We start from the raw sequence: 12,797 nt of genomic DNA on the forward strand, positions 1-12,797 counted from the left end.
ATTATTACTCATTCGTAATCACAAAAAAAGATGTCCACGCAGTCGCGCTCTCTGGTCAATACAAAGTGTAAATGGTATTATAGATAAAAGGTGGAAGACAGGCAGGTTTGTCTGAAGGCTGTTTTTTATTTGACAGTTCACAAAATTTATTTAACCCTTTGCAGTAATTCGGAGAAGGAAAAGTGAAAACCACTGTCATGAAATTGCTGCTCTCAGCTGATGTCTTATTTGCTTCAGGTGCTGTTTCGATCAGGTCTGCAGACCCTCAACAGGGAGTTCCGCATCGACAATGTTGGACTATTCAGACCCTGGGGCGTCGTCATGCTTGAAAAAAAAGTAAAAGGATTGACCAGGCTGATCAGCAAAACTTCCTGCCGCATAGCCCTGCCAACCCTTTGCACTCTTCTCCTTTTTGTCATCGCTATTTTTTTCGTTCTCCTGCCGCAGCTTGAGGAGGGCTTCATCGCTAGAAAGCAGGAAATGATCCGGGAACTGGCGGAAACGACCTGGAGCTTGATTGAAAACTATCATGACCGAGAATTATCTGGTGAATTATCCAGAGCCGAAGCTCAGAAGCGGGCGATCCTGCGACTCCGTACTCTTCGCTGGGGGCCAGAGCAAAAAGACTACTTCTGGATCAGTGACATGGAACCACGGCTGGTCATGCAGCCCTACCGCCGCGATTTGGAGGGCAAGGACGTTTCCGGCTTCCAGGATGTAAAACTCAAATACCTTTTAAATAAATCTCTCAAGATGGTGCAGCAACAGGGAGCGGGATATGTTGACTACCGGTGGCAGTGGAAGGATGACCCCACAAGAATAGTTTCGAAGAGGGCGTACGTCAAAGGCTTTGAACCATGGGGATGGTTTATCGCTACCGGCATGTATCTCGATGATGTCCGTGCCGAGATCGCCGAAATTCGGAAAAAACTCACCACCATTTCCCTGGGTATTTTACTGATCGTCATGTTGCTGGATGTTTACTCTATTCGTCAGGCCCTTGCAGCGGAGCGGGAGAGACTAAAGATCTTTCTGGAGCGGGAGAAACTGATGAAGTCTCTGGAGGAGAGCCTGGAAAAACTGAAGAAAAGTCGGGATGACCTGCATGCAAGCCTGGAGGAAACCGTAACTTCGCTGGCATCCACCGCCGAAAAACGGGACCCTTATACCGCCGGTCATCAGGTACGGGTTGACATCCTGGCGTCTGCAATTGGCAGGGAGTTGGGACTCGAGGAGCAGCAGCTTGAGGGGCTGCACATTGCGGCCCTGCTGCACGATATCGGCAAGATTACCCTGCCTTCTGACTATCTGTGTAAACCAAGCAAACTCACCAGAGAGGAGACGGCTGTCATCAGATGTCACCCCCAGGCAGGTTATGAGATATTAAAAGGAATTCACTTCCCGTGGCCGGTGGCGGAAATTGTTTACCAGCACCATGAACACTTGGATGGCTCGGGCTATCCTCGGGGGCTCACCGAGCGGGACATCCTCCTGGAAGCAAAGATTATTACTGTAGCCGATGTGGTGGAAGCCATGTCATCGCATCGTCCTTATCGCGCATCGCTGGGCATAGAAAGTGCCCTTGACGCAATCCGTGCAGGCAGGGGAACCATCTATCACGCTCCAAGCGTCGATGCCTGCCTGTACCTGGTCAATGAGAAAAAAATAGATATTCGTTCTAAAGACTTGAGTGTTTCCCCTGAGGATCAAGAATACGAGGCATCAGAGTCCTGGTGTCGGATGGCATGAATCTACACAGCCGTGTTGACGGCAATTCTCTATATTTACGTTACCAATAATTGCTATTCTCCAGAGAGAGTGTGTTTTTAAAATTATCGAGCAGGACTTTTTCCCCTGTATTATCACTGGTATTGACTATCTCGGCTCATGCCGCTGGCGTAGAGGGTTCTCACGAAAGAGGTATTAAAGATATGAGCACTGATGGTCTGTTATTAATAATTTATGTACTGCTGGCATTGGTCTTTTCATTTCTCTGTTCTGTAGCAGAATCAGTACTTTTAAGTATTACGCCTTCATTTATCGAAGTGCAGAAAGAAAAGCGGCCAAAGCATGCGACTCTTTTGAAACGACTGAGACAAGACAATGTGGACCGATCACTTGCTGCTATTTTGACACTAAACACTATTGCGCATACGGTTGGCGCAATCGGTGCCGGGGCCAAAGCGACAGTCGTATTTGGAAACGCATGGTTTGGCCTCTTTTCGGCTGTCATGACGCTTTTAATACTTTTTCTTTCCGAAATTGTTCCTAAAACCTTAGGAGCCGTCTACTGGACAATACTTGCAGGTCCGATTTCGTATTTTCTAAATATTCTGATTGTGCTCCTTTATCCAATTGTGTGGATTTCTGAGAGACTCACAAAAATTATTTCACATGGAAAAGATATTCACATTTTCAGTAGAGACGAATTCATCGCCATGGCTCAGGTAGGAGTAGAGACGGGGCATATTCGCGATCAGGAATCGATGCTTATCCGAAATATATTTCGATTCGAGTCACTCAAAGTAGACGATATCATGACACCACGTACTGTTATCTCCGCATTACCCGAGGACATGAAGATTATCGATTCGTTGAAACACGTTACCCAAACCCCTTTTTCACGTCTGCCGATCTATACGACGAGTATTGACGATATAACTGGTTTTGTTCTTAAAGAGGATGTTCTGATTAACGCAACTCAGGAGCGATGCTATCAAAAACTCAATTCATTGAAACGTAAAATACTTACTGTCCCGGATTCGGTATCGTTGACAGTATTGTTGGAGCAGTTTCTTAAGGATCGTCAACACATCGCTATAGTTGTCAATGAGCATGGAGGGACAGATGGGCTGGTGACACTGGAGGATTTAATCGAGACGATTATGGGGATGGAAATTATGGATGAAACAGACGATGTTGAAGATATGCGTGCTCTGGCACGGAAACAATGGGATAAACGTGCCAGGGTAATGGGACTTGATGCTGATATCTTTGACCAAATAAAGACCGAACAAATCAATTCAGACGACGCAAAAAACCGCGCGGCTGATTAGCAGGTGAATATTAAAAAAAAGGAGAAAGAAAAAGGGAGACGGGAGGCAGGAAAAAGCAAAATTCGTGTCCATTCGTGGTTACAAACGAAGGCAGGCAGTTCAGATGCCCTGTAAAAAATCCGCAAACAGGGCGTAATGGTTCGGCAGGGTGCGGCGGGCGGGAAGAACAATGTAGAAATCACGTTTCATGGATACGCCGGGAATTTTTACCTGGCGCATTACTCCCGACTGCAGCTCCTGCTCAACGGCGTGGCTGGAGATAATAGTGACACCGAGTCCAACGCGTACCGCTTCTTTGGCGGCGGCACTGGAACCGAGGGTGGCAGCGATATTAAGACGGGCCGGGTTAATACCAGTTTCCTGGAGCTTGCTCTCAAAACTTTTACGGGTACCGGAACCTGATTCGCGTTGAACAAAGGGAGTCGCATACAGCTGCTCCGGAGTGATTTTATCCGGCAGTGTACTGTCTGCAGAAGTGACGAGAAGTAATTCGTCTGTCTCCAGAAAAGAGTACTTCACACGCGAGCTGGTGGTCTGTGCTCCGACAATTCCCAGAATGAGTTCATTGTCCGCCACCTCTTTCACCACCTCCGCAGAATCTGAAACACGGATCTCAAAAGATATCTGGGGATATTTCTTTTTGAACTCTGCGGCTCGTGCAGGAAGCAGCCAGGTTCCGGGAATACTGCTCGCCCCGATGATCAATTCTCCGGCAACGGTTTCTGCGGAGCGGCTGACCCTCTCCTGCAGCATTTCTATATCTGAGAGAATCTTTTTTGCTCCCTCGTAGAGAATTTCAGCTTCCGCCGTAGGAATGATGGTGCGGCCGAGGCGGTCAAACAGCTGTACCCCAAGCTGGTTCTCAAGATTCTGAATATGCTCGCTCACCGTTGGCTGGCTGGTAAAGAGTGACTCCGCAGCTTTGGTAAAGCTGCGGTGACGGAAAACGGCAAGAAAAACTTTGAGATGACGGGTTTCCATGGATATCAGGAGAAAAGCGGAGTGCTCAGGTAGCGTTCTCCGGTATCGGGGAGGATAGTGACAACGTGTTTTCCCCTGTTCTCCGGCCGGGCAGCCACCAGTGCCGCCGCAGCAGCTGCTGCTCCGCTTGAGATACCACAGAGGATACTCTCCTCAGTGGCGAGTCGTTTCGCCATGGCAACAGCCTCTTCAGTGGTAACGGTGATGATCTCGTCGATCAGATCTACATTGAGCAGTTCGGGAATGAAACCTGCGCCAATTCCCTGAATTCCGTGGGGGCCGGGTTTTTTACCGGAGAGAACGGCTGACTCAGCCGGTTCCACGGCAATAATTTTAATATCAGGATTCAGCTCTTTGAGCCTTTCACCAGCACCAGTAAGAGTCCCGCCGGTGCCAACTGCAACCACCAGAAAATCAACCTTTCCATCACTGTCGCGCCAGATCTCTTCAGCGGTTGTCTGGCGGTGTGCCTCGGCATTGGCCGGATTGGCGAACTGGTTCAAAATGATGCTGCCGGGAATCTCTTTCTGCAGTGCCTCTGCCTTGTTGATAGCACCTGTCATTCCATCGGCGGCAGTGGTGAGAACAAGCTCTGCGCCGAGGTGCGTGAGCAGTTTGCGCCGCTCAAGGGACATTGATTCCGGCATGGTGAGGATGAGTTTGTACTGCAGCTGACTGCAGACCAGGGCGAGACCGATTCCGGTATTTCCGCTGGTCGGTTCAATGATGGTTCCGCAGGGGGCGAGGCGTCCCTCTTCAACGGCTGCCCTGACCATGAAAAAAGCCGGGCGGTCTTTTATACTGCCGCCCGGATTCCGTGACTCCTGTTTGGCCAGAACCTCAGCGCCACCGGGAGCGATGGAGGAGAGGTGAAGGAGCGGGGTTGAGCCGATGGTATCAAGAATAGTTTTCATCGTTATGGCCTTTTTTTACTGGAATAAATGAGTTCCGGTTTGCGCACCAGTACCCGGGTTCCGGGGTCGACACTTTCAGTGAGCCAGTTGTTTCCGCCAATGGTTGCACCCTCACCGATAACAGTTTCACCGCCGAGGATGGTCGTATTGGAGTAGATGATGACATTGTCCTCAATAGTCGGGTGACGTTTTGTGTTCTTCATTTTAGCGCCTGCATCCGGTCCGAGAGAGAGAGCTCCCAGGGTTACACCCTGGTAGAGACGAACGTTGTTGCCGATAACACAGGTTTCACCAATAACGACGCCGGTTCCGTGATCTATAAAAAAACCTTCGCCGATGGTTGCGCCAGGGTGAATATCGATTCCGGTGAGGCTGTGGGCGTGTTCTGTCATGATACGCGGAATGGTGGGAACTTCAATCTCATGGAGCACATGGGCGATACGGTAAATCGAGGTTGCCAGCAGGCCGGGATAGCAGAAGATGACCTCGTCAGGACTTTTCGTTGCCGGATCTCCCTTGAGGGTTGCACGGATGTCAGAGGCGAGGATTTCTGCGATTTCCGGCAGAGTGTCAATAAACTTCAATGCCAGCTCATGGCTCAAAATATCGCTGTTCTTACAGGTACGGTTATGCCGTGAGCAGTCGTGACGGATGGTGACATGAATCTGCTCTACTACTTCGTCGTAGAGTTCATTTGTCTCCGAGCCGATATGAAACTCAAGATTGGTGGGGTGGAGCCGTTTCTGGGTGAAAAAACCGGGGAAGAGTATCTTGCGGGTCCTTTCTATAATTTCAATAATCTTTTGCTTACTTGGAATAGGTGTTGAACTGATGTGTTCATAGCAGCTCTTACTGCTCCACGATTCAAGCAGACGTTTCACCACGCCCGGCACCTGATTATGCAGATGATCGGTGGGGCAGTCTTTGGGCTTGCCGTAATTTTCCTTGAACACCGGCAGGTTGTTGTCGTGTTTTATAGCCATCTACTTCTCCCTTCCGGCTCAGGCCGGTTTTTCAATAACATATATACCGTAGGTCGCCCGCAGCGTTTTCAGCCAGTGAATAATTTCTCCGCAGGTGGCAGCAGGGTCCGTTTTAATTGAGATCTCTTCCACAATATTGTAGCCGACATCGCGGGTAAACCTGCGGAAATCGGCAATTGTGATAACCCGGATGTTGGGCGTGTCGTACCAGTGGTAGGGCAGCTCCTCACTCACCGGGGCTTCTCCCTTGAACAGGAGATGGAGACGGTTTCCGTAGTGACTGAAATTTGGGAAACTTACCACTACCCGGCGGCCAATACGGGAGAGTGAGTGCAACAACTGGGCGGGTTCATAAACCTGCTGCAGCGTCTGGCTGAGAATAACGTAATCAAAACTGTTATCCGGGTAGTCATTTACCTCACGATTAAGATCGCCCTGGAGTACAGAAAGGCCGCGGCTGATGCAGTGCGCAGCCTTCTTCTTGCTCATCTCGATCCCTGTGCCACGCACGCCCTTGTGTTCACTGAGCCAGGCAAGGAGATCACCATCACCGCAGCCGAGATCGAGAACGGAACTTCCCACGGGTATCTTCTCGGCAATGGTGCGCAGGTCAAAACGAATTCTGTCAGTAAATTCCTCGTTGGTCATGGTGTTACTCCGGCAAGAAAGCCACGTATCAGTTTGGGCAGAGTTGGTTCTGGAATGAGGAAGGCGTCGTGTCCGCAGTCGGATTCCATCTCCACAAAACTCACGTTCTGACTGGAACGTTTGAGAGTATGCACCAGTTCTCTGGACTGATAGGTGGGATAGAGCCAGTCCGTAGAGTAAGAGATCACCAGATATTTTATTGCCGCCTTGCGGCCGCCGGTGAGAGGACCGCTGGCCGCAAGGCGCTCAGCGGCATTGAAGTAATCCGCCGCACGGGTGATATAGAGCAGCGAGTTGGCGTCGAACCGGTTGACGAACTTGGTCCCCTGGTGGCGCAGATAGCTTTCCACCTGAAAATCGGCGTCGAAACCGAAGCTGAATCCTTTTTTATTCTGCAGACGGCGGCCGAATTTGCGTCGCATGGCGTCGTCAGAGAGGTAGGTGACATGTCCGACCATGCGGGCGATGGCCAGCCCCATTGAGGGGTGTTCGCCCTCGTAATAACTGCCATTATTCCAGTGCGGATCGGCCATGATTGCCTGACGGGCAATTTCATTGAAGGCAATGGCCAGCGCAGAGTGTCGCATCGTCGTCGCGATTGGCACGGCCGCATCTACCATTTCCGGGTAGCGTACACACCACTCAAGCACCTGCATTCCGCCTACAGAACCACCAATAACGGCGCGCAGACGGGTAATGCCGAGGTGGTCAACAAGTATCTTCTGCGCTTTCACCATGTCGCCGATGGTAAGCATTGGAAAATCCAGCGCCCAGGGCTTTTTTGTGGCGGGATTGATGGAGGCCGGCCCTGTGGAGCCCATGCAGGAACCAATAATATTCGGACAGATGACACAATATTTGCTGGTATCAATGGCACGGCCGGGGCCGACAAGGTAATCCCACCAGCCAGGCTTTTCATCTTTTCCGTCAGTGGCGTAGTACCCTGTAACATGAGAGTCTCCGGAGAAGGCATGGGCGATGAGAATGGCATTATCGCCAGCCTCGTTCAACTCACCAATACGCTCCCAGGCCAGGGTTACGGGGGAGAGCGTTGAACCGGAATCCAGCTGCATCGGTTCATCTTCGGCAAAAGTGAAGGACTCTTTTTCAACGATCAGTCGGTTCATTGAGCGTTTTGCTGCTGTTCAGCTGCAGTGATGTCAGCTTTAGTCTGGGCAATTATTTTTTTCAACGGAGTACCATTGTGTACGGTAGCTTCGGGGGCGAAAAGGAGAACTGCCTCCCAGGTCTTTACCGCCTCTTCAGACTGGTGGAGGTCATAGAGCTGGACCGTACCCTTGTTGAAAAATGCAATTGTATGCTGCGGGTCGCGTTGTATCGCCTTATCAAAAGATTCAACAGCCTTTTCCGGTTGCCCGGAACGGCGGTACATAACGCCAAGGTCTGTGAGAATGTTGGCGTCAACCCTGCCGAGAGAAATGGTGTGGGTATAGGCGTCAATAGCTTTGGCGGGGGCATTGACGTCAAAATAAAGGTTGCCGAGTTGCAGCCAGGCCGAAGCATTCGCTGGTTCGGAAGCAACAATTTTCACCAGCTCGCTGACAGCAGGGGGATTTGTCGATTGAAGACCGGCAGCGCTGACGGGCATGGTATCGCCGGAGCTGTTGGTTTTCCATACAGCAAATCCTGCTCCGCTGAGAAATCCGAGTACGAAGATAATGATTGCGTAAATGATGAGGGAGGTCTTTTTCTTTGCGTTTTGCATAGCGGGTATCCGTTTGAAAAACTCTAAATGTGTAAGTACATGATAATAGAGGTGTGCAGAAGGGTTCTGCAGTTGAAAAAAAACGGGTTTCGGAGTTTAATTTCCTCTTGTATCAACATAACAATTTCCACACAGTAAACTTGGCCGGTTCTTTTTGCAATATCGCGGATGCGGAATCTTGTAGATATCATGGTTCCCGGTGGCTGTCATTACCTGGCCCTCAGTTGTGGGAGTCTGATGCTTTCTCCATTACTGAGGTAAATCTGAAAAGTACCGGCGGATATCAAGTGATAATCTGTGCTGGTGCCGTTGATTTGAAGAGTACGCGGGTGAATCAGACAGCAACAGATTTTGTATTATTGCTGGTAAAATACAAAAAAGTTATGGATACCTGTGGACGCCTCCGGCGTCTCTCAGCAAGATCAAGGCAAATATGGAGGACGCCATGGCTCCAACAAAGGCATTTCTAGAAGCGGAAAATGAAATTGAAGAAAATCGGCCTGAGGCTGGCAGCAGGGAGAATGTAGAGAGACTCAAGAAAAGTGTCCTCCATCACCTGCTGAGTTTTCAGGGCCGTGATCCCGAGCGAAGTGGTGAAGAGGATGTCTACCGTGCTCTGGCTTATACCATGCGTGATCTGATGGTTGAGAAGTGGATAGAGACCCAGAAAGCGTTCTACGCAAAGGAGCAAAAGCGTGTCTATTATCTCTCGCTTGAGTTTCTGATCGGCCGCTCCCTGCGCACTGCAGTGACTAATCTTGGGCTCTATCAGGATGTGCAGAAGGCTGTGACAGAACTTGGCTTTAAATTCGACGACCTGCGGAATGAGGAAGAGGATGCCGCCCTCGGAAACGGTGGTCTCGGTCGTCTTGCGGCCTGTTTTATGGACTCCATTGCCACTCTGCAGGTTCCGGGCTTCGGCTACGGGATTCGTTATGAATACGGCCTGTTCTATCAGAAGCTGATAGACGGTTATCAACGTGAAATTCCTGACAACTGGCTGGAAAACGGTTCCCCCTGGGAGTTTGACCGCTCCGTGCCGCGTTTTCCCGTGCAGTTTTTCGGTGATGTTCTCAGCTATCAGGATGATGACGGCAGTTACCGTGCCAAATGGATAAATACGCAGAAAGTTATGGCCCGCGCCAGTGATATTCTCGTCCCGGGGTATAAAAATGATTTTGTCCTTAACCTGCGTTTATGGTCCGCCCACTCCTCACGAGATCTCAATCTGGCTGAATTCAGCAGGGGAGACTATATTGGAGCGGTGCAGGAGAAGGTTCACTCTGAGACCATCTCCAAGGTGCTCTATCCACCGGACCATAACTATGCGGGACAGGAACTGCGCCTCAAGCAGCAGTATTTCTTCGTGGCTGCCACTTTTCAGGATATCATGCGCCGTTTCACGAAGCGCTGCGTAAATTTTGACCAGTTTCCGGATGAGGTTGCAGTACAGCTCAACGATACCCATCCCTCCATCGCCATTCCCGAATTGATGCGTCTGCTGCTCGACATTGAAGGCCTCTCCTGGGAGCAGGCGTGGAAGATTACCGTCAACACCTTCGCCTACACCAACCACACCTTGATGCCTGAGGCTCTGGAAAGGTGGAGTGTTGACATGATGGGCCGTGTTCTGCCCCGTCACCTGCAGATTATCTATGAAATCAACGTCCGTTTTCTCAAAGAGGTTTCCGAGCGTTATCCCGATGATACTGCACGGTTGAAGAAACTTTCTATCATTGAAGAGGGTAATCCGCAAATGGTGCGCATGGCGCATCTCGCCATAATCGGCAGTCACAGCGTCAACGGCGTAGCCAAGCTGCACTCCGAATTGCTCAAAGAGCGGCTTTTCCCTGAGTTTAACGAGTTTTTTCCCGGCCGTTTCAATAACAAGACCAATGGAATTACTCCCCGTCGCTGGCTGCTTGATGTAAATCACGAGCTCTCTCTGCTGATCAGCGAGAAGATTGGTTCCGACTGGGTAACCAATCTTGACCAGCTCCGCGGTCTTGAGGTCTATGCCGACGATCCTGGCTTTGGCGAAGCCTGGAAGCAAGTGAAGCTTTACAAGAAGAAACAACTTGCCAGGTATATCTACGATGAGGTTGGGGTAAAGGTTGACCCGACTGCGATGTTTGATATTCAGGTGAAACGGATTCACGAGTATAAACGTCAGCTTCTTGCGGGTATCCATCTTGTGCATCTCTATCAGCGGATTGTTCGCGGTGAGGCAGAAGGGCAGGCGCCGCGGGTGGCAATCTTTGCGGGTAAAGCCGCACCATCCTACTGGCGGGCGAAGTTAATCATCAAATTCATCAACTCCATCGGAGATGTGATCAACAGTGATCCGCGTGTTGGCGATCGCTTGAAGGTGGTTTTCCTTCCCAATTACAACGTTTCCCAGGCGGAGATTATCATGCCGGCAGCTGACCTTTCCGAACAGATCTCCACCGCCGGAACGGAGGCCTCAGGTACCGGGAACATGAAGTTTTCTCTCAACGGGGCGCTGACTATCGGCACGCTCGACGGCGCCAATATTGAGATTCGAGAAGAAGTGGGGGATGAGAATATCTTTATCTTTGGCATGACTGCTGAAGAAGTAGCGTTTGAGAAGAAAAACCCCAGCCGCACGCCGGAACAGGTCTGCAGCAAGAATAAAGGGATCTCAGACGTTATCAACTGCATCCGCGAGGGTGCTTTCAGTAATGGGGATACAGAACTTTTCAAACCTCTTGTCGATTCGTTGATGGATCCCCATGATCCCTATCTCCTTATGCTCGATTTTGAGTCTTATCTCGAGTGTCAGAAAAAGGTGAGCACGGCGTTCCTCAAGCAGCGGGTGTGGACGAAGATGTCTATTCTGAATGTGGCGCGAATGGGCAAGTTTTCTGCCGACCGTACCATCCGTGAATATGCTGAGGATATCTGGAAGGTTAAAACGAAGTGATGGATATTCAAGATACCCATCACTCAATTTTCGGTTTTATGATACGTATTGTTTTTTTCTTTTTCTTGATGCTTTTTCCTGCGGCGAATACCCTTGCAACGGAGCAGGTCCGGAGTGTTGATTATTTTCTCAAGCATTCGCAGGAGGCACGACTTACCCTGTTGCACTGCGCTGTTGATGCTACGAGAATAACACTCAGCATGGGTGTGACCAGTCGTGCAAAAATCTCCGGATATGTCAGGCACTACCTGATGCAGGAGAAAACGTGCAGGAATGCGGCAGGTGCTTTTTATGACCTGAAGAGGGAAGGGGAGGTTGAATCTCTCGGTGTTGAAGAAATTTATGTCGGGCTGGATGCCGGGTATGGTTATCTGCAGAAACCTCAGGAAGCGCGGGCGAAGATGCTGCAGTGTATTGTCGATGCCAACCGCATGGCGGTGGATGAACATCAGCAGGATCTCGCAGCGATAAAGAAAAGAGCGGAAATGATCTTTTTTACCCGTGAACGGTGCATTTCGGCAGCATCAGCCGTCAGTTACTTTGAATCTACGGGGAAGATTAAAAAAATCCGTCTTGAAGAGATTGTCGAGACAATAAAGAAGAGTCGGATACAGCAGTAGTGCAGTTGACAACAGAGAATAAAAAAAAGGGATTACGGATGTTCCGTAATCCCTTCGAATTTCTGGAGGCGACGATCGGAGTCGAACCGATGAATAACGGTTTTGCAGACCGTTGCCTTAACCACTTGGCCACGTCGCCATCATTGAAACGATTTATTTACCATAATAAGAAAATTTGACAAGGAAAAATTTGCAATGGGTGAAAATATAGAGTCTCTTGTGCGCCGCAATAAGGTTCGTCTTGCGGAGCTTGAAGAGGTGTTGCATTACCGTTTTACCAATCTGCGTATTCTGCAGCGAGCGTTGATTCATTCTTCTTTCGCCTTTGAGAATGATGTGCAGGGACATGATAATGAACGCCTTGAATATCTGGGCGATGCCGTTTTTGACCTCATTGTCGGGCACTTGCTGATGCGCAGTTATCCTGAGATGCATGAGGGAGAACTTACCCGTTTGCGTGCTTCAATGGTGAATGAACATTCCTTTGCTTCTCTCGCGCGGCGGATTAATCTCGGCAGTTTCCTTGAACTCGGCAAAGGCGAGGATATGAATCAGGGAAGACAGAAGCCCCGCATCCTTTCCTGTGCCTGGGAGGCGGTAGCCGGTGCAATTTTTATTGATTCCGACTATGCAGCCGTAGTGGAGGCGCTGGAGCGTTTCTTTCTGCTGGATCTCAATACGAAAAAAGAGGAGATGTTCATCGCGGATTCCAAGAGTCGTCTGCAGGAAGATTTGCAGGAGAGATTCAGTGAGGCACCAACCTATCTTCTTGATGAGGAAGACGGGCCGTCACACGCGCGGGTTTTCACTGTTTCTGTTTGTTTTCACGACGATGTGATTGGCAGGGGAACGGCCGGTTCCAAAAAAGAAGCGGAACAGCGGGCCGCCCATGATGCCCTCACAACAAAATTGTGGCTGCAATAAC

General features: G+C 50.0%; 11 protein-coding genes and 1 tRNA gene. 5 read left to right on the top strand and 7 right to left on the bottom strand.

All coding sequences use genetic code 11. The annotated features are described in order from the left end of the window. Positions 1-321: 321 nt before the first annotated feature. Complete coding sequence (locus JWG39_RS06865; RefSeq protein ID WP_205218646.1) at positions 322-1,749, top strand: cache domain-containing protein; 1,428 nt, start codon at positions 322-324, stop codon at positions 1,747-1,749. A gap of 182 nt (positions 1,750-1,931) precedes the next feature. Next, positions 1,932-3,056: a hemolysin family protein gene (locus JWG39_RS06870; protein WP_205218647.1), complete on the top strand. Its 1,125-nt coding sequence runs from the start codon at positions 1,932-1,934 to the stop codon at positions 3,054-3,056. A 99-nt stretch (positions 3,057-3,155) separates the two neighbouring features. Here JWG39_RS06870 and JWG39_RS06875 read toward each other — a convergent pair whose 3' ends face one another. From JWG39_RS06875 to JWG39_RS06900, 6 genes are read right to left on the bottom strand one after another with little or no spacing between them, the layout of a single operon-like run. Then, entirely contained in the window at positions 3,156-4,037 is an 882-nt protein-coding gene (locus tag JWG39_RS06875; RefSeq protein WP_205218648.1) for a selenium metabolism-associated LysR family transcriptional regulator, read from the bottom strand. A gap of 5 nt (positions 4,038-4,042) precedes the next feature. Continuing rightward, the gene (gene cysK / locus JWG39_RS06880; RefSeq protein ID WP_205218649.1) at positions 4,043-4,951 is read right to left on the bottom strand and encodes a cysteine synthase A; all 909 of its coding nucleotides are present in this window, start codon (positions 4,949-4,951) and stop codon (positions 4,043-4,045) included. 2 nt (positions 4,952-4,953) lie between these two features. Beyond that, positions 4,954-5,934, bottom strand: a complete 981-nt coding sequence (locus JWG39_RS06885) for a serine O-acetyltransferase (RefSeq protein ID WP_205218650.1) — start codon at positions 5,932-5,934, stop codon at positions 4,954-4,956. An 18-nt stretch (positions 5,935-5,952) separates the two neighbouring features. After that, entirely contained in the window at positions 5,953-6,582 is a 630-nt protein-coding gene (gene metW / locus JWG39_RS06890) for a methionine biosynthesis protein MetW (protein ID WP_205218651.1), read from the bottom strand. Then, positions 6,579-7,709 carry a homoserine O-acetyltransferase MetX gene (gene metX / locus JWG39_RS06895; RefSeq protein WP_205218652.1) on the bottom strand — a complete coding sequence of 377 codons (1,131 nt, stop codon included), beginning with the start codon at positions 7,707-7,709 and terminating at the stop codon, positions 6,579-6,581. Before metX ends, metW begins: the two co-directional genes overlap by 4 nt. Beyond that, complete coding sequence (locus tag JWG39_RS06900) at positions 7,706-8,308, bottom strand: tetratricopeptide repeat protein (protein WP_205218653.1); 603 nt, start codon at positions 8,306-8,308, stop codon at positions 7,706-7,708. The genes metX and JWG39_RS06900 overlap by 4 nt, the downstream gene beginning before the upstream one ends. A 445-nt stretch (positions 8,309-8,753) precedes the next feature. Between JWG39_RS06900 and JWG39_RS06905 the strand changes: the two genes are divergently transcribed. Both JWG39_RS06905 and JWG39_RS06910 read left to right on the top strand, forming a co-directional pair. After that, positions 8,754-11,252, top strand: a complete 2,499-nt coding sequence (locus tag JWG39_RS06905; RefSeq protein WP_205218654.1) for a glycogen/starch/alpha-glucan phosphorylase — start codon at positions 8,754-8,756, stop codon at positions 11,250-11,252. After that, positions 11,252-11,872, top strand: a complete 621-nt coding sequence (locus JWG39_RS06910; protein WP_205218655.1) for a hypothetical protein — start codon at positions 11,252-11,254, stop codon at positions 11,870-11,872. The genes JWG39_RS06905 and JWG39_RS06910 overlap by 1 nt, the downstream gene beginning before the upstream one ends. A 63-nt stretch (positions 11,873-11,935) precedes the next feature. Here the strand turns inward: JWG39_RS06910 and JWG39_RS06915 are convergent. After that, positions 11,936-12,011 (bottom strand) — tRNA-Cys (locus tag JWG39_RS06915). Positions 12,012-12,067: 56 nt separating this feature from the next. Here JWG39_RS06915 and rnc point away from each other — a divergent pair. After that, positions 12,068-12,796 carry a ribonuclease III gene (rnc, locus tag JWG39_RS06920; protein WP_205218656.1) on the top strand — a complete coding sequence of 243 codons (729 nt, stop codon included), beginning with the start codon at positions 12,068-12,070 and terminating at the stop codon, positions 12,794-12,796. The last annotated feature ends 1 nt before the right edge of the window (position 12,797 follow it).

The organism is Desulforhopalus vacuolatus (assembly GCF_016918505.1).
Classification (GTDB): domain Bacteria; phylum Desulfobacterota; class Desulfobulbia; order Desulfobulbales; family Desulfocapsaceae; genus Desulforhopalus; species Desulforhopalus vacuolatus.